The sequence below is a fragment of the Cupriavidus basilensis OR16 genome, from assembly GCF_000243095.1.
GTDB lineage: Bacteria > Pseudomonadota > Gammaproteobacteria > Burkholderiales > Burkholderiaceae > Cupriavidus > Cupriavidus basilensis_D.
In genome coordinates this window covers 1-15589 of record NZ_AHJE01000172.1, presented here as the reverse complement: position 1 = coordinate 15589, position 15589 = coordinate 1, and the positions used below count along the sequence as shown (strand labels likewise).

The 15589-nt window shown below is 67.4% G+C and carries 17 protein-coding genes and 2 pseudogenes; 12 read left to right on the top strand and 7 right to left on the bottom strand.

Annotated features, from left to right (window positions below):
• Window positions 1–5: 5 nt before the first annotated feature.
• The 3 genes from OR16_RS36955 to OR16_RS44745 all read right to left on the bottom strand — a co-directional run bounded on the left by OR16_RS36955 (window position 6) and on the right by OR16_RS44745 (window position 3228).
• On the bottom strand, window positions 6–755 hold the full coding sequence (locus tag OR16_RS36955) for an SDR family oxidoreductase (protein WP_006164153.1): 750 nt from the start codon (window positions 753–755) through the stop codon (window positions 6–8).
• Between the two features lie 222 nt (window positions 756–977).
• The gene (locus OR16_RS36950; protein WP_006164151.1) at window positions 978–2633 is read right to left on the bottom strand and encodes an acyl-CoA synthetase; all 1656 of its coding nucleotides are present in this window, start codon (window positions 2631–2633) and stop codon (window positions 978–980) included.
• Window positions 2634–3060: 427 nt separating this feature from the next.
• The gene (locus OR16_RS44745; protein WP_006164149.1) at window positions 3061–3228 is read right to left on the bottom strand and encodes a hypothetical protein; all 168 of its coding nucleotides are present in this window, start codon (window positions 3226–3228) and stop codon (window positions 3061–3063) included.
• A 186-nt stretch (window positions 3229–3414) separates the two neighbouring features.
• Here OR16_RS44745 and OR16_RS36945 point away from each other — a divergent pair, with 186 nt between their 5' ends.
• The gene (locus OR16_RS36945) at window positions 3415–3969 is read left to right on the top strand and encodes a YbhB/YbcL family Raf kinase inhibitor-like protein (protein ID WP_006164147.1); all 555 of its coding nucleotides are present in this window, start codon (window positions 3415–3417) and stop codon (window positions 3967–3969) included.
• A 424-nt stretch (window positions 3970–4393) separates the two neighbouring features.
• Window positions 4394–5599 (top strand): NAD(P)/FAD-dependent oxidoreductase, encoded by a 1206-nt coding sequence (locus tag OR16_RS36940; protein WP_006164145.1) that lies wholly within the window; start codon window positions 4394–4396, stop codon window positions 5597–5599.
• Window positions 5600–5638: 39 nt separating this feature from the next.
• Here OR16_RS36940 and OR16_RS36935 read toward each other — a convergent pair whose 3' ends face one another.
• Both OR16_RS36935 and OR16_RS36930 read right to left on the bottom strand, forming a co-directional pair.
• A complete protein-coding gene (locus tag OR16_RS36935) occupies window positions 5639–6178 on the bottom strand; it encodes an RrF2 family transcriptional regulator (RefSeq protein WP_006164142.1) in 540 nt (179 codons plus the stop codon).
• Between the two features lie 123 nt (window positions 6179–6301).
• Window positions 6302–7096, bottom strand: a complete 795-nt coding sequence (locus tag OR16_RS36930; RefSeq protein WP_006164141.1) for an SDR family NAD(P)-dependent oxidoreductase — start codon at window positions 7094–7096, stop codon at window positions 6302–6304.
• A gap of 266 nt (window positions 7097–7362) precedes the next feature.
• On the opposite strand from OR16_RS36930, the gene purT reads away from it, so the two are divergent.
• The 3 genes from purT (at window position 7363) to OR16_RS36915 (ending at window position 9824) form a co-directional block, all read left to right on the top strand.
• Window positions 7363–8565, top strand: a complete 1203-nt coding sequence (gene purT, locus OR16_RS36925) for a formate-dependent phosphoribosylglycinamide formyltransferase (protein ID WP_006164140.1) — start codon at window positions 7363–7365, stop codon at window positions 8563–8565.
• A gap of 100 nt (window positions 8566–8665) precedes the next feature.
• Window positions 8666–9364 carry an aspartate/glutamate racemase family protein gene (locus tag OR16_RS36920; protein WP_006164139.1) on the top strand — a complete coding sequence of 233 codons (699 nt, stop codon included), beginning with the start codon at window positions 8666–8668 and terminating at the stop codon, window positions 9362–9364.
• A 79-nt stretch (window positions 9365–9443) separates the two neighbouring features.
• Window positions 9444–9824, top strand: coding sequence for a DUF427 domain-containing protein (locus OR16_RS36915; protein WP_006164138.1), 381 nt, complete (start codon window positions 9444–9446; stop codon window positions 9822–9824).
• Between the two features lie 24 nt (window positions 9825–9848).
• Here OR16_RS36915 and OR16_RS47570 read toward each other — a convergent pair whose 3' ends face one another.
• The gene (locus OR16_RS47570; protein ID WP_272942903.1) at window positions 9849–10244 is read right to left on the bottom strand and encodes a GntR family transcriptional regulator; all 396 of its coding nucleotides are present in this window, start codon (window positions 10242–10244) and stop codon (window positions 9849–9851) included.
• A complete protein-coding gene (locus tag OR16_RS47565; protein WP_272942902.1) occupies window positions 10202–10591 on the bottom strand; it encodes a GntR family transcriptional regulator in 390 nt (129 codons plus the stop codon). The genes OR16_RS47570 and OR16_RS47565 overlap by 43 nt, the downstream gene beginning before the upstream one ends.
• 199 nt (window positions 10592–10790) lie before the next feature.
• On the opposite strand from OR16_RS47565, the gene OR16_RS36905 reads away from it, so the two are divergent.
• The 7 genes and pseudogenes from OR16_RS36905 to OR16_RS36880 all read left to right on the top strand — a co-directional run.
• Entirely contained in the window at window positions 10791–11408 is a 618-nt protein-coding gene (locus OR16_RS36905; protein WP_237717375.1) for an isocitrate lyase/PEP mutase family protein, read from the top strand.
• Window positions 11375–11605 (top strand): hypothetical protein, encoded by a 231-nt coding sequence (locus tag OR16_RS46915; RefSeq protein ID WP_237717374.1) that lies wholly within the window; start codon window positions 11375–11377, stop codon window positions 11603–11605. The genes OR16_RS36905 and OR16_RS46915 overlap by 34 nt, the downstream gene beginning before the upstream one ends.
• A gap of 2 nt (window positions 11606–11607) precedes the next feature.
• Window positions 11608–13009 (top strand): annotated as a pseudogene (gene leuC / locus OR16_RS36900) (3-isopropylmalate dehydratase large subunit).
• A gap of 2 nt (window positions 13010–13011) precedes the next feature.
• The gene (leuD, locus tag OR16_RS36895; RefSeq protein WP_043422666.1) at window positions 13012–13638 is read left to right on the top strand and encodes a 3-isopropylmalate dehydratase small subunit; all 627 of its coding nucleotides are present in this window, start codon (window positions 13012–13014) and stop codon (window positions 13636–13638) included.
• On the top strand, window positions 13635–14261 hold the full coding sequence (locus OR16_RS36890) for a YbhB/YbcL family Raf kinase inhibitor-like protein (protein ID WP_081488998.1): 627 nt from the start codon (window positions 13635–13637) through the stop codon (window positions 14259–14261). The genes leuD and OR16_RS36890 overlap by 4 nt, the downstream gene beginning before the upstream one ends.
• A gap of 60 nt (window positions 14262–14321) precedes the next feature.
• Complete coding sequence (locus OR16_RS36885) at window positions 14322–15320, top strand: Bug family tripartite tricarboxylate transporter substrate binding protein (RefSeq protein ID WP_006164135.1); 999 nt, start codon at window positions 14322–14324, stop codon at window positions 15318–15320.
• A gap of 33 nt (window positions 15321–15353) precedes the next feature.
• Window positions 15354–15589 (top strand): annotated as a pseudogene (locus OR16_RS36880) (tripartite tricarboxylate transporter substrate binding protein); the annotation flags it as partial.

The window sequence follows — 15589 nt, the reverse complement described above, 5'->3', positions numbered from 1 at the left end:
CCGTCTCACAGCTGGCTCATGCCGCCATCGACGATGATCTCCGTGCCGACGATGAACGCCGATTCGGTGGCCGAGAGATGCAGCACCGTTGCCGCGATTTCCTTCGGGTCGCCAAAGCGGCCAAGCGGAACCTGGCTCTTGATCTGGGCGGCGGTATTGGCGAGGGTGTCGGCGTCCAGGCCGAGCTTGCCGTAGAGCGGCGTGCTCACCGGGCCTGGGCTGAGCACATTGACGCGTACGCCGCGCGGCAGCAGCTCGGCGGAGAGCGTCCTGGCCAGCGAGATGAGGGCGGCCTTGCTGGCCGCGTAGACCGCGGATGACGGCATGCCGATGTGCGCGTTGATGGAGCCGTTGAGCACAATCGATGCACCTTGGCTGAACAGCGGCGTCAGCGCCTGGATCTGGAAGAAGGGGCCCTTCACATTGGTGTTGAAGGTCTGGTCCCACATCGACTCCTCGACCTCCGACAGCGGTGCGAACTTGGCGATGCCCGCGTTGATGAACACGGCGTCGAGCTTGATGCCTTCGTCGGTGAGACGCTTTGCCAGCGCGCGGGCCGCGGCAACGGTGCCGGCTTCGTTCTGGATCGCTAGCGCGTTGGCGCCCAGCGTGGGCCTGGCGGCTTCCAGCGTCGCGGTGTCCCGGCCCGTCACGATGACGCGCGCGCCCTCGGCGGCGAATGCCTGTGCGCTGGCCAGGCCCATGCCACTGTTGCCGCCAGTGACCAGTACGGTTTTACCTTCGAAGCGATTCATGGTGTTCTCCTGAGAACGTTGTGTGGTGGTGTGAATGGATTATGGACAGTGCGGGGCAATAAGCCATGCGAAAGAGTTGGCGATCTCGTTCGATAAGATTGGACATCTTTGGAGGGCTGTCGAAAGCGGCTTCAGCCACACGCGGACTCGGGTGGAAAAGAAAAAGGGCGCTGCCAAGCAGCGCCCCCATGTTTTTTTTCGCCGGCAGCCGTGCCGGCAACGCTATGCTTGCCCTTGCCCCTCGCGTTGCCGCGCCACTTCCTGGTTGCGCAGGATAAAGCGCTGGACCTTGCCGCTTGGCGTCTTGGGCAACTCGGGCACGAACTCGATCTCGCGGGGATAGGCGTGGGCCGCGAGGCGATTGCGCACGTGCAGCCGCAGCGCTTCGGCCAGCTCCGGGCTCGCCTTGTATTCCGGGCCGAGCACGACAAAGGCCTTGATCAGTTCGGTACGTTCCGGATCGGGCTTGCCGATGACCGCGGTCTCGACCACTGCGGGATGCTCGATCAACGCGCTCTCTACGTCGAACGGGCCGACACGGTAGCCGGAGGTGGTGATGACATCGTCGGCGCGGCCGATAAAGCTGATGCTGCCATCGGGGTTCAGCTCCGCGGTGTCGCCGGTCAGGTAGTACTGGCCGACGAAGGCGCTGGTGGGCGTGCCGTGGTAGCCGGCGAACCAGGCCATCGGCGATTGCTTCAGATCCAGCGCCAGCGTGCCGGGCTGGCCGGCCGGCAGCTCGCGCGCGTCGTCGTCCACCACCACCACCCGATGGCCCGGACTGGCGAATCCGGCGGCGCCCAGGTGCACCGGATGGCGCAGCGCATGGTGATTGCACAGCACCATGCCGAGCTCGGTCTGGCCGTAGTGATCGTGGATGGTGACGTCGAGCTGGTCGGCAAACCAGCGGATCACTTCCGGGTTGAGTGGCTCGCCCGCGCTGCTGACCGCGCGCAGCTTGCCGCGCAGCGCACCGGCCACGGCCTGGCCCGCCGCGATCAGCAGGCGATAGGCGGTGGGGGAGCCGGCCAGGTTGGTGATGCCGTACTTGTCGATCACCCGGCAGGTGCTCTCGATGCTGAACGGGCCATCGTAGAACGTGGTGGGATGCCCCAGGGCCAGCGGCCCTGTCACCGCGTAATACAAGCCATAGGCCCAGCCCGGATCGGCGAGATTCCAGAAGGCATCTTCGGGGCGCAGGTCGACCGCGTCGCGCATATAGCCCGCGAACGCGGCCACGGCCTTGAGCGGGACCAGCAGCGGCTTGGCGGGACCGGTGGTGCCGGAGGTGAACATCATCAGGAACGGATCGTCGCCTGTGCGCATGACCGGATCGAAGCGGGCCGGCTGGCGGTCCAGCTCCGCCCAGAAACTGAAGTCTCCGCGCACGAGGCCGCGGCCTTTGGCGCCGCCAACGGTAAGTACGCCGGGGCAGTTCGCCACCTCGTCGAGTTTGCCGCGATTGGCGCCGTCGGTGACGACGAGCCGGGCGCCGGAAGTTTGCAGCCGGTGCTCGATGGCCTTGGGACCAAAGGCTGTGAACAACGGCTGGTAGACGGCGCCGGCGCGCCAGGTGCCCAGGATGGTGACCAACAGTTCCGGCGTGCGCGGCAGCAGCCCGGCCACACGGTCGCCGGGCCCGATGCCCTGCGCCGTGAGGAAGCTGGCGAACTGCGCGGAGAGCTTTTGCAACTGGCTGAAGGTATAAGTCTCGCTGGTGCCATCGCGGCTTTCCCAGAACAGCGCGATGCGCCCGGGCAGGGCATGGCGGTCGCAGCATTCAACGCAAGCGTTGACGGCATCGAGCTTGCCGCTCAGGCGCTCCGAGATCGATGCCTCATAGGAAAAGCCGGCGATGGCCTCGGCATAGTCGCGCATGGTGGTCTCCTGGTTTTCTCTTATGAATCGCAGCCGTCCGTATGGACAGGGGGTGCGCAAAATTCTGGGCCATGCAGGCGTGGCCGGCAATGGCCTAAATTTCCAGGCTGGCTGAACCCGTTTGCCAGTGTGCGTCGTGGGGGCTGCCCGGGCGCTATCTGCCGCCCTGGGCACCATGGCCGCCGCCACCGCCATGACCCGGTGGACCGCCGGGCGGATAGGCACCAGGCGGGCGTACATGTGCGGGCGGATAGCCCGGTCCGGCCGAGCGGGTCCGGCACGCAGGTTGACGGGGCTGACGGTGAAGGCCTGGGCAGGCTGCGCGAGCGCCACGCCGGGCGCGGCGAGCCATGCGGTGAATCCCGCAAGAACGCATTTAACGGCCTGTCGGCGCATCAAGGCCTCCGCGGCCGCCGGTGATGGCGGTTTACCCCACCACGTGCCAGGGCGAGACGGAAAATGCCACCATCAGGACCGAAACGATGGCGGGCGCACCGTATTTGATCGCGAGCGATTGGGAGAGTGTGCCGAGCAAGACATAGAGGCACACCAGGCCAATAGCGCACATGAAAACAAGGCTTTGATAATCTTGCATGGATGTCTCCTTTAGTCGTTATATTTTTAACGTTATATCTAATGACATCGTCCGTACCTGCTAACAGCCTTGAGCACGATCAAGCCCATATTAAGTCCGGGCAATCGTGAATGCCAGAGGGTATACGCGGACCTTTCTTTGCGTGTACCGAATACATTCCACTCATTCCATTGGAGCGAGACGCAAATGAATCTCATCAGAACACGCTTCGCGGCACTGGCCGGCGCGCTGGTCTATGCCTGCATCGGCACGGCATATGCAGCGGCCATGCAAGTGTCGTCCGCATCGTTCGCGGATGGGGCGACGATCCCTACGCTGCATGGCAACAATACGTCCGATTGCGGCGGCAAAGGCGTGTCGCCGCAGGTGTCGTGGTCGAATCTTCCCGCCGGCACCAGATCCGTAGCGGTGCTGCTGCTGGATCCCGAGGGCAATATGGGGCTAGGCAATTCGCATTGGGTCGCCTACAACATCGCCGCCGATCGTGGCCAGTTGAAGGAAGGCGAGGGCCAGGCCGACGGCCACGGTGCCACCGTTGGCAAGAATGTCCGGGGCGAGCCGATTTATCTTGGGCCTTGTCCGCCGGTTGGTGATGCGCCGCACCATTACATGTTGACCGTTATTGCCACGGACCTGGCGCCAACCGCGCTGCCGCCGGGCCTGACCCGGGAGGAACTGATGCAGGCGTTGAAAGGCCATGCGCTTGGCGGCCAAAGCGTCATTGGAAAATATGCACGCTAGGCGCTCGCGTATCTGTTTGAGCGCATCGTTCATTAGCAGGAAGCCAAAGGCATTAAGCCATCGGCAATAACGCCGGCAATAGCGCCGGCAATAACGCCGGCAGTAACGCAAACAGCAATGCGCCATGACCCGCCACGCCGGTGTTGCGAGCGTGTTGTCCGCGCGGTGCCGGCCATCGCCGGGCTGCGACCAACGCCGTCACCTGTGACGCGCCAACGTGATGTCGCACATCACGCAATGATGCTTGGCGCGCTCGATCCCCTTGCTACGATTTCGTGCTGCCGACCGAGGTCGGCTGGTAACGCGTGCCGAAAAAATTCCCTTGAGTTTCAAAACTACGACTCGTAGAATCGGAGTTATGGCGCCGCACGGCGGGCGAGGTACGGCAGCATGAACGCATGCGTAAATTCAAAGGAGTTGGATGATGGGCAAACGTATCCTGATCGTTGGCGCCGGCTTCGCCGGTATGTGGAGTGCATTGAGCGCGGCGCGCCTGCTCGACCAGCAGGGCGAGAAGGAGGTGGAGATCGCGCTGATCGCGCCCCAGCCGGAACTGCACGTGCGTCCCCGCTTCTACGAGGCGGGCGCCGCACGGATGCGGGCGCCGCTCAAGGAGATCTTCGACGCGGTCGGCGTCAGGTTCATCCAGGGCACCGTCGAGCGGATCCATGCGCAGCGCAATGAAGTGGAGGTGGTTGGCGCCGATCAAGCGAGGTCCACGCTGTCCTATGACCGGCTCGTGCTCGCCACGGGCAGCCGCCTGTTCCGCCCGCAGATCCCCGGCCTGGACAAGCATGCGTTCAGCGTGGACCAGATCGATGAAGCGGCTGAGCTGGAGGCGCATATCAAGCGCCTTGCCGATCATCCGGCATCCGCCGCACGCAATACCATCGTGGTGGCCGGTGGCGGCTTCACCGGCATCGAGACCGCGGCTGAAATGCCGGCGCGCCTGCGCGAAGCGCTGGGCGAGGACGCCGAAGTGAACGTCATCGTTGTCGATCGCCATGACGAACTGGCCGCCGAGCTCGGCGCCGGGCCGCGGCCTGTCATCACGCAAGCGCTTGAAGCGCTTGGCGTGACCTGGCGGCTGGGCGCGTCGGTGGCGTCGGTCGACGAGAATGGCTTGACCACGGCGGACGGCGAGCGCATCGATGCCAAGACGGTGATCTGGACGGCGGGCGTGCGCGCCAGCGCGCTCACGCAGCAGATCCCCGCGCCGCGCGATGTATTCGGTCGCCTCCATGTGGACGGCAACCTGCGCGTCAAGGGCGTGGATGCCGTGTTTGCCACCGGCGATGTGGCCTATGCCGCCACCGACGATGACGGCAACCATGCCGCGATGTCGTGCCAGCACGCGATGAACCTTGGCCGCTCGGCGGGGCATAACGTTGCCGCGGACCTGCTCGGCCTCGCACCGATCCCCTACAGCCAGCCCAGGTACGTCACCTGCCTGGACCTGGGCCCGTGGGGCGCCGTCTACACCGAGGGCTGGGAGCGCGAAGTGAAGCTCGTTGGCGCGGACGCCAAGAAGCTGAAAGGCCGGATCAATTCCGAGTGGATCTATCCGCCCAGCGCAGATCGCGCGCAAGCACTGGCCGCGGCCAATCCCAATCCCGGTGTGGTGGCGTAAATCCCTTGCGTTGGCTGGACGGCATCGCTCTCGCCAGGCCTAGCCCTTGTCTGCCGTATCGCGATCGCCGCGCCGATGGGTGGCGCGGTCGGCGAGCCATCGCACTACGTGGTGGCCAAAGCTGGCTGGCGCCTTGACCAGGGTCCGCTCGGCGAGATCGGCGAGCGTGTGCTTGGCGAGCTCTTGCCGCATGGCCTTTTCCGCCGCCTGCATGACGGCATCGATGGAGCAGACGCCACGGGTGGCCCAGGCGGGCGGCGACGCATCGAACAGCGCGCAGCGCTCGCGGATCTCGCGGCAGTCGAACAGCGCCTTGTCGCCGTCGATCGCTTGCACGACATCCAAGACCGTGATTTTTGCCGCCGGCCGCGCCAGCGAGAAGCCGCCGCGAACGCCTTCGGTGGCGACGACCAGGTCGGCCTTGGCCAGCTTGGTGAACAATTTGGCGAGGTATTCGGCCGGGACACCCTGCAGCTCTGCCAGGTCGCGCACGCTGGCCTCCCTGACGCTTGCCGTTGGGTCGGCGAGGAACAGCAGGCAGTGCAGTCCGTACTCGACGCCCGTGCTGATGTGGGACATGGCTTAACTAGGATGGATTGAATCGTAGTTCAGCCTATACAGATTCAGTGCGAAGCGCAAGCGCCGGGACGGGCGAGAGGCGCGGCCGCGTGGCCGCGCGAGAAAGAGGCCGCCCGGCGGGACTCAGGCGATCGTATCCACGACCCCGCCGTCCACGCGCAACGCGGCACCGGTGGTGGCCGAGGCCTGCGGGGAGCAGACATAGACGATCATGTTGGCGACTTCTTCGACGCTGGCAGCACGCTGGATGATCGAGGTGGAGCGGTGTGTCTTGACGAAGTCCGCTGCCACGGCTTCGGCGGATTGCCCCGAGCTTGCCATGGCATCCTTGAGCATGTCGGTGACGCCCGCCGACAGCGTGGGGCCGGGCAGCACCGCGTTGACGGTCACGCCGGTGCCGGCAAGCCGCCTGGCCAGCCCGCGCGAGACCGCGAGCTGCGCGGTCTTGGTAAAGCCGTAGTGGATCATGTCGGCGGGGATATTCAATCCCGATTCCGACGAGACGAACACGATCCGCCCCCATTGACGCTCGGCCATGGACGGCGCGTAGGCCCGCGACAGCCGCACGCCCGACATGACGTTGGTCTCAAAGAAGCGGGTCCACTCGCTGTCTGGCGTCTCGAAGAAGTCCTGGAGCTGGAAGATGCCGAGGTTATTCACCAGCACATCCACCCGGGGATGCGCCGCCAGCAGGCGGGTGCAGGCCTCGGGCTCGGCAAGGTCGCCGGCGAATCCCGTCACGTCGGCGCCGGCAACGGCGGCGCGCAGCGCCTGCAGGGCCTTGCCTACCGTGGCCTCGCTGCGCCCGTTGACGATGACGCTGGCGCCCGCGCCGGCGAGCCCCTTCGCCGTCGCGAAGCCGATGCCCGCGGTGGATCCTGAAACAAGGGCGATCTTGCCCGTGAGATCAATCTTCATGGCCATTCCTGGTTGGCGGGCCTGCCAAGCGCAGGCCGACTGACCTAGTGTATTGGCTCAGCGGATTTCGGCAAGGCTCGCGGTGGCCGGGGCTGCGGCCGATGCGGCCGCAGGAGCCGGTGCCGCGGCCTGATCGGCGGCAGGCGTCGATGTGGTGAAAGCCTCACCGCCCTTGCATGCCTTGCGGGCCGGCCTGCCGCCTTGCCTGGGCGCGCGCTTTCGGTCCACGTACAATCCCTGTTTTTACTTGATCCCAAGGGTCCCACATGACCACTATCGGCACCCCTCTCTCGCCCGGCGCGACCAAAGTCATGCTGCTGGGCTCCGGCGAGCTCGGCAAGGAAGTCCTGATCGCGCTGCAACGCCTCGGCGTTGAAACGATTGCGGTGGACCGCTATGCCGATGCGCCCGGCCAGCAGGTGGCGCACCATGCGCGCACCATTTCCATGAGCGACCCGGACCAGCTCAAGGCGCTGATCGAAGCCGAGAAGGACCTGGTGGTGCCGGAGATCGAAGCCATCGCCACGCAGATGCTGGAGACGCTGGAAGCCGCCGGCGTGGTGCGCGTCATCCCCACGGCGCGCGCGGCGCGCCTGACCATGGACCGCGAAGGCATCCGCCGCCTGGCCGCGGAGACGCTCGGCGTGCCCACCAGCCCCTACAAGTTCTGCGACTCGCTGGAAGAACTGCAGGCCGCCATCGACGGCGGCATCGGCTACCCGTGCGTGGTCAAGCCGGTGATGAGCAGCTCCGGCAAGGGCCAGAGCAAGATCGACGGCCCGGCGGACGTCAAGGCCGCCTGGGACTACGCCATGGCCGGCGGCCGCGTCAACCACGGCCGCGTGATCGTGGAAGGCTTTATCGATTTCGACTATGAAATCACGCTGCTGACGGTGCGCGCGATCGGCGCCGGCGGCCAGGTGCAAACGCAGTTCTGCGAGCCGATCGGCCACGTGCAGGTCAGCGGGGATTACGTGGAAAGCTGGCAGCCGCATCCCATGCACCCGGCCGCGCTCAAGACCTCCCAGCAGATCGCGCAGGCCGTCACCGCCAACCTGGGTGGACAGGGCCTGTTCGGCGTGGAGCTGTTCGTCAAGGGCGAGCAGGTCTGGTTCAGCGAAGTCAGCCCGCGCCCGCACGACACCGGCATGGTGACCATGATCACCCAGTGGCAGAACGAGTTCGAGCTGCATGCGCGCGCCATTCTCGGCCTGCCCGTCAGCACCGCGCTCAAGAGCCCCGGTGCAAGCGCGGTGATCTATGGCGGCGTGGATGCGCAAGGCGTGGTGTTCGACGGCGTGGACGAGGCGCTGCGCGTGCCGCAGACCGAGCTGCGCCTGTTCGGCAAGCCGGAGAGCTTCACCAAGCGCCGCATGGGCGTGGCGCTGGCGTACGACGCCGATGTGGAAGTGGCCCGCGTGCGCGCCAAGGAGGCGGCGGGACGCGTGAAGCCGCGCGCGGCAAGCTGAGCCAGCGCTAACTTGCTGTCACCGCCCGGTGCGCGGCGGCTGACTCAGCCGCCGCGCACGATCCCGTGAATTGACGTGACCGCGCATGGAGCCATCCGTCATGACCCTGCATATCGGCATCGTTGCCTGCTCCGCCGAAGGCGCCGCGCTTTGCTACCGGACCATCTGCATGGAGGGCGCGCGGCTGCTCGGGCCGCATGCGCATCCCGAGATATCCATGCACACCCCGTCGCTCGCCGAGTACGTCAAGCACCTGGAGCGCGGCGACTGGCAAGCCGTAGGTGAGTTGATGCTCACCTCTGCCAGGAAGCTTGCCGGCATGGGTGCGGATTTCCTGATCTGCCCCGACAACACCATTCACCAGGCGCTGCCGTACGTGGCGGCGCGTTCGCCGCTGCCCTGGCTGCATATCGCCGAGGTGGTTGCCGAGAGCGCGGTGGCGCGCGGATTCACCTGCCTTGGCCTGACGGGAACGCGCTGGCTAGTCGACAGCGAGGTCTACCCGGAAAAGCTCGCTGCGCGCGGGCTAGGCTTCATGCGGCCGGACTCCGCCGAGCGCGATGAAATCAACCGCATCATCATGGACGAACTGGTGGGCGGCATCGCCACCCCGGAAGCGCTCACTGACTTCCAGCGGGTTATCGGGTGGATGAAGTCGCAGGGTTGCGACGCCGTTGTACTGGGCTGCACGGAAATCCCGCTGATCGTGAACGACGCGAACTCGCCGCTGCCGACGCTGGATTCCACGCGGCTGCTGGCGCAGGCAGCGTTGTCACGGGCGGTGCAAGGCGCACATTGAGGCCAGGCACGCTGGCGGGTTCGCGCGTAGTATTGGCGACTCCGCCGGCTACGCCGCGACACCATCAGGAAGCCCAGCCATGACCAGCAAGCCCATCAGGATCCCGGGGCCGGATCATCCGATCGTGATCGAGGCGAACCCGGCGCGCGTCGTCGTGACGCTCGGCGGCGCTGTCATTGCCGACACCCGCAACGCGCTTACGCTGCGCGAGTCATCCTACCCGGCAGTGCAATACATCCCGCGCAACGATGTGGACATGACGCTGCTGACACGCACCGACCACGCCACCTACTGCCCGTACAAGGGCGAGTGCGCTTACTACAGCATCCCCGCGGGCGGTGAGCGATCGGTCAATGCGGTGTGGACTTACGAGGCGCCGTACGCCGCCGTCGAGGCGATCAAGGATCACGTGGCGTTCTACCCCAGCCGCGTCGATGCCATCGAGGAACGGCAAGGCTGAGCGCTGAACGCCAAGGCCGTGCGCCTAGTCGCGCGGCACGTCGTGGACGAACTGCCCGGCGCTCAGCGTGTTGACCTTGTCGGCCGAGATATCCATCAGGATGCGGCTGCGTTCGGGTGACAAATACACCGTGATGTACTGGACTGGCCGCGACTCCGGATCGTGCAGCAGGCGCACCAGCTTGAGCAGCGGTGCGCCAACCTCCGTGCGTAGCCAGCCCGCATAAGCCGGGTCGGCCGCCTGGGCCGTGATCTCCTGCACCACGCGGCCGAACTTCACCCCCTGCGCCATCAGGATCTCGTAGAGCGCGTGCTTGCGCAGCGCCGCCGCCGACACGCGCTTGCCCAGCGCGGCGGGCACCCATGCATCCGTCAGCATCACCGGCGCGCCTTTGATGCTGCGCAGGCGCAGCGCGTGCACCGCTTGCTCGCCAGGGGCACGTCCGTCTCCAGCGCGGTCTTGCGCAGGCCGTCGATCACGCTAAGGCTAGGGCTACTGCGCCCCGCCGGCACGTCCGAGCGCACGAAGGTACCCAGGCCATGGCGCCGCTCCACCAGCCCCAGCGCCGCGAGCTCGGACAGCGCCCGGCGCACCGTGATGCGCGAGACGCCAAAGCGCTCGCAGAGCGCTTCTTCTTTTGGCAAAGCCCCCGTTTCCGCATAGACGCCACGCGTGATTTCATCGCGCAGCACAAGAAAGAGCTGCCGGTGCAGAGACGTGCCGGGCATATGGCCCAGTGGCGAAGGGGGGGTGGTTGTGCGCGGCATGAGGTGGTGATTTAGTGGCGTGGGCAGCATAGCACAACGGTCCCGGGGCGAATCTTCTTGTCCTTGACGGATCTGCTCAGTTGTATCTAGAATATAAACACATAAACACAGGGCGGAAGGCGATAAACCGTTTCCGCTCGCCATGACGCTCACTTCGTACGCATTGCCGTCACCCACCGCAAGCACACAGGACTCATCCATGACCCTCGCAGCTACCCTTCGCCAGCATCTGCAGGCACCCGGCATGATCATCGCGCCCGGCGCCTACGACGCCATCGGCGCCCGGCTGGTAGAGCAGGCCGGCTTCCCGGCCTGCTACATGACCGGCGCCGGCACGTCGGCCGCGCGCGGCTTCCCCGATTTCGGCCTGCTGACCATGAGCGAGATGGTCGAGAACGCCGCGGTGATGGCGCGCTCGGTGTCGATCCCGCTGATTGCCGATGCCGACACGGGCTATGGCAACGAACTCAATGTCACCCGCACCGTGCGCGAGTACGAGGCCCGTGGCGTGGCGGCGATCCATATCGAGGATCAGGTCGCGCCCAAGCGTTGCGGCCACCTGGATGGCAAGGAAGTGGTCTCGCGCGAGGCGTTCGTCTCCAAGATCCGCGCGGCGCTCGAGGCAATGCCGCGCTCGAAGCCGGCGCGGATCTGGCTTTCGTGGAAGCCACGCAGACCATCGAGGAAGTCGCGGCCGTGCCAAGGCTGGTGCGCGGCCCCTGCCTGCTTAACGTGGTGCCCGGCGGCCGCACGCCGGTCTTCGACCTGCGCGAGGCCGAGGCCATGGGCTACAAGCTGGCCATTCTGCCGGGCCTGATGCTCAAGGCCGCAATCCTGGCCGGCGACCAAGCCCTGGCCGAGCTCAAGGCCACCTTCACCGCGCCGGGCGTGTCGGCCAGCGTGGCGCAGACCTTCCGCCGCTTTGGCGCCGATGAGTGGGATGGCCTGCGCCAGCGCTTCCAGGCCGGCGAGCGCGCCACCAGCCCCGACGCGCCGGCAGGCGCACAGGCCTGACCATGGCCCGCACTCTCTTTGACAAGCTCTGGGACGCGCACGTGGTGCGCGAGCTCGGCGATGGCTGGGCGCTGCTCCATATCGACCGCCACTTGCTGCACGATCTCTCCGGCCCGCCGGCGCTGGCCGAGGTGGCGGCGCGCGGCCTTGCGCTGCACGACCCGGCGCTGGTGTTCTCCACGCCGGACCACGCGGTGTCCAGCCAGCCCGGGCGCGATGGCAATACCTATGTGCCGGGCGGGCGCTTGTGGTCCGCGTTGCGCGAGCGCTCGGCCGCGGCCGGCGTGACGATGTTCGACCTAGGCCAGCCGGGGCAAGGCATCGTCCACGTGATGGGCCCCGAACTAGGCATCGTGCTGCCCGGCCTGACGGTCATCTGCGGCGACAGCCACACCTGTACCAATGGTGGCCTTGGCGCGATGGCGTTCGGCGTGGGCTCATCCGAGAGCACGCACGCGCTCGCCACCCAGACGCTGCGCCAGCAAAAAGCCGCGCCGCATGCGCATCCGCTGCGATGGCGTGCTGGCGGACGGCATCACCGCCAAGGACCTGGCGTTGCATATCATCGGCCGCCTCGGCGCCGCAGCGGGCGGGGGCTATGCCATCGAGTTCGCCGGCACGGCCATCGACGCGCTGGAGGTCGAGGGCCGCCTGACGCTGTGCAACCTGAGCGTGGAGCTTGGCGCGCGCTTTGGCATGGTGGCGCCCGACGCACGGACCATTGAATGGCTGCGCGGCCGCGCCTATGCGCCAACGGGTGCGTTGTTCGACAGCGCAGCGGACTATTGGCGCACGCTTGCCACCGATGCCGACGCCGTGTTCGATCGCGAGGAGGTGATCGACGCGGCGGCCGTGGCGCCCACCATCACGTGGGGCACCAGCCCGGAGCACGCGATGGCGATCGACGGGCATGTCCCCGACCCGGCATCGGCAGGCGACCCGCCGGCTAGCGCAGCGATCGGCGCCGCGCTGGCCTACATGGGCCTGGCGCCCAACGCCCCGATCGCCGGCACGCCGGTGGACTGGGTCTTTATCGGCTCGTGCGCGAACTCGCGCTTGTCCGACCTGCGCGCCGCGGCCGCCGTGGCGCGCGGGCGGTACGTGGCCCCGGGGGTGACCGCCTGGGTCGTGCCGGGCTCGGAGAATGTCAAGCGCGCGGCCGAGGCCGAAGGCTTGCGCGCCGTGTTCGAGGAAGCGGGCTTTGCCTGGCGCGAGCCCGGCTGCAGCATGTGCGTGGCCGCCAATGGCGAGCAGGTGCCGCCGGGGCAGCGCTCGGTCTCCACTTCCAACCGGAATTTTGTCGGACGCCAGGGGCCGGGGGCCCGCACCCATCTTGCCAGCCCCGCGATGGCCGCCGCCGCCGCGGTCACCGGCTGCATTTCCGACGTACGGAAACTGAAATGACCATGCAACCCTTTACCGTCGTAGCGGGCGCCGCCGTGCCCCTGATGCGCGCCAACGTCGACACCGACGTGATCATCCGCATCGAGCGGCTCACCTCCCTGGCGCGCGAGCAGCTCGGCCCCTACGCGCTGGAAGCGCTGCGCTACCGCGCCGATGGCAGCGAGGACCCCGAGTGTGAGTTCAACCAGCCCGCGTTTCGCGGCGCGCCGGTGCTGCTGGCCGGCGCCAACTTTGGCTGCGGATCCTCGCGCGAGGGCGCGGTGTGGGCGCTGATGGGCCTGGGCGTGCGCTGCGTGATCGCGCCGAGCTATGGGGATATCTTCTACAACAACTGCTTCCAGAATGGCGTGCTGCCGATCCAGCTCCCCGCCGGGACGGTGCAAGCGCTGGCCGTGCAGTGCGCGCGCGGCGCGCATGTGCGCGTGGATCTGGTGAGCGCCACGCTGAGCGCGCCAGATGGCGTGACCATTGCGTTTCCGGTCGACCCGCTGCGCCGCGAGGCCTTGCTGCACGGGCTGGACGATATCGGCCTGACGCTCAAGGACGACGCGCTGATCCGCGCCTGGCAGCAAGCCGACCGCGCTCGCCGGCCCTGGGCCTGGACCGTGCGCGGGGACGGTGCGGCATGAGCGCCAGGATGCAGCATGCGCTGGTGATGAGCGCGGCCGGCTTGTTGCTGCGCGGACGCCACGCGGGCGATGGCAGCCTGGCCTGCAGCGATGCCGCACTCGCCGCACTGCCCGCCACGCTGGCGCTACGCAGCACAGCATTCACCCACCAAGGCGCCATGCCCGTGCGCCATGCCGGCAGGGGTGTGGGCGCCAATCACTCGCCCGCGCTGGCCTGGGCCGCGTTGCCGGCAACGGCCACGCACTGGCTGCTGCTGGTCGAGGATCCGGATGTGCCGCTGGCTTGCGCCATCGTGCACGCGCTCGCCTGGGGCCCGGCCTCGGTCGGCGCGCTGGCCGAGGGCGCGCTGTCGCGCGAGCAGGTGCCCGTCGGCGTGACGCTGGCCGTCAACGGGCTGGGCGACGCGCGCTACGACGGCCCCCGGCCGCTGCCCGGGCATGGGCCGCATCGCTATGTGTTCCAGCTGTTCGCGCTGGCCGCCGAGCCGCCAGCCGGTCTTGCGCGCGACGCGCTGGTTGCGTGGCTGTGCGCGCACGCCATCGCGCGCGGCCGGCTCGACGGCGTGTTCCAGCGCGACTGGCGTGGCCGGCCACTAACGCCCCCGGCTGCCGCGCTGGCCTGAGCGCTCGCAAAGCCAGCCAGAGACGCCACGCTTCCCTTCATAAAAAAATACGGAGACAACATGCCATTCCCGATCCAACGACAAACCACTTGGCGGCGCGCTGCCATGCTCGCCGTCGGCGCCGCGCTGCTGTCGGCCGGCACGCTATCCATCGCCGCCACGCCCGCGGCATGGCGCCCGGACCATCCCGTCACGCTGGTGGTGCCCTACAGCGCCGGCGGCGGCACCGATGCCACGGCGCGCGCGGTCTCCAAGCAGCTTGGCGTGCTCTGGGGCCAGCCGGTGGTGGTGGAGAACCTGCCGGGCGCCGACGGCTTGATCGGGACGCGGCGCGTGATGGAGGCCAAGCCCGATGGCTATACCTTGCTGCTGCAGGTGCCGGGCATCGTGGTCACCAAATACACGCCGGGGCTCAAGGGCATCGATCCGCTGGCGCGGCTGGACCCCGTCACGGCGATTTCGCAGTCGCCGGCTGCAGTGGTGGCCAGCGCCAAGCTGCCGGTGAAGACGCTCGGGGAATTCGTGCAGTACTGCAAGACGGTGGCCAAGACCTGCTCGCTCGGCACAGGTGAAAGCCTGGCGCGCATATCCGGCAAGCAACTCGCGGCGGAGGCCGGGTTGCCCAACCTCATCATCGTCAACTACCGGGGCACCGGCGCTATCGTCACGGACATGATCGCCAACAACGTCAACCTGGCGTTCACCGGCATCACGGCGGCGCTGCCGCATTACAAGGCCGGTACGCTGAAGATCCTCGCCACGCAGGGGCACAAGCGCGCCGCCGCGCTGCCCGAGGTGCCCACCACCGCCGAGGCTGGCTTCCCGCAGTTCCAGTCTGTCACCTGGTACGGCCTGTTCGCGCCCAAGGGCACCCCGGCCGCGATCACGCAGGGTGTGGCCGCCGCGCTGCGCGAGGCCGTGAAGGATGCGGAAGTGCGGCGGACCATCGCCGCCGCGGGCGCCGAGCCGGTGGTCAACTCGCCCGCCGAGTTTGCCGCGCAGGTGCGCGAGGACAGCGAGCGCATGGGCGCGCTGGTCAAGCAGTATCCGTTCGAGTAAGCGTCCGGCGGCAATCATTTCCAGGAGTCAGACATGACACATCCCATCAGCCGGCGCGCCGCGCTGGCGCGGGCGGCGGCGTGCGCCTTGCTGGCGCTATCCTGCCTGCACGCATCCGTCCATGCGCAAGGGCCGCAAGGGCCGGACAAGCCGATCCGCCTGGTGCTGCCGTTCTCGGCCGGCGGCCCGGGCGATATCACCGCGCGCCTGATTGCGCAGGCGCTCGGGCGCCAGCTTGGCCAGACCGTGATCGTCGACAACAAGCCGGG

Excerpts from the sequence above, each read along its gene's own strand:
- OR16_RS36955 (WP_006164153.1), bottom strand. The coding sequence starts at position 755 with ATGAATCGCTTCGAAGGTAAAACCGTACTGGTCACTGGCGGCAACAGT.
- OR16_RS44745 (WP_006164149.1), bottom strand. The coding sequence starts at position 3,228 with ATGCAAGATTATCAAAGCCTTGTTTTCATGTGCGCTATTGGCCTGGTG.
- OR16_RS36890 (WP_081488998.1), top strand. The coding sequence starts at position 13,635 with ATGAGCGCCAGGATGCAGCATGCGCTGGTGATGAGCGCGGCCGGCTTG.
- OR16_RS36945 (WP_006164147.1), top strand. The coding sequence starts at position 3,415 with ATGAATCTCATCAGAACACGCTTCGCGGCACTGGCCGGCGCGCTGGTC.
- OR16_RS36930 (WP_006164141.1), bottom strand. The coding sequence starts at position 7,096 with ATGAAGATTGATCTCACGGGCAAGATCGCCCTTGTTTCAGGATCCACC.
- OR16_RS47565 (WP_272942902.1), bottom strand. The coding sequence starts at position 10,591 with ATGCCGCGCACAACCACCCCCCCTTCGCCACTGGGCCATATGCCCGGC.
- OR16_RS36940 (WP_006164145.1), top strand. The coding sequence starts at position 4,394 with ATGGGCAAACGTATCCTGATCGTTGGCGCCGGCTTCGCCGGTATGTGG.
- OR16_RS46915 (WP_237717374.1), top strand. The coding sequence starts at position 11,375 with ATGGGCTACAAGCTGGCCATTCTGCCGGGCCTGATGCTCAAGGCCGCA.
- leuD (WP_043422666.1), top strand. The coding sequence starts at position 13,012 with ATGCAACCCTTTACCGTCGTAGCGGGCGCCGCCGTGCCCCTGATGCGC.
- OR16_RS36920 (WP_006164139.1), top strand. The coding sequence starts at position 8,666 with ATGACCCTGCATATCGGCATCGTTGCCTGCTCCGCCGAAGGCGCCGCG.
- purT (WP_006164140.1), top strand. The coding sequence starts at position 7,363 with ATGACCACTATCGGCACCCCTCTCTCGCCCGGCGCGACCAAAGTCATG.
- OR16_RS36885 (WP_006164135.1), top strand. The coding sequence starts at position 14,322 with ATGCCATTCCCGATCCAACGACAAACCACTTGGCGGCGCGCTGCCATG.
- OR16_RS36905 (WP_237717375.1), top strand. The coding sequence starts at position 10,791 with ATGACCCTCGCAGCTACCCTTCGCCAGCATCTGCAGGCACCCGGCATG.
- OR16_RS36950 (WP_006164151.1), bottom strand. The coding sequence starts at position 2,633 with ATGCGCGACTATGCCGAGGCCATCGCCGGCTTTTCCTATGAGGCATCG.
- OR16_RS36915 (WP_006164138.1), top strand. The coding sequence starts at position 9,444 with ATGACCAGCAAGCCCATCAGGATCCCGGGGCCGGATCATCCGATCGTG.
- OR16_RS36935 (WP_006164142.1), bottom strand. The coding sequence starts at position 6,178 with ATGTCCCACATCAGCACGGGCGTCGAGTACGGACTGCACTGCCTGCTG.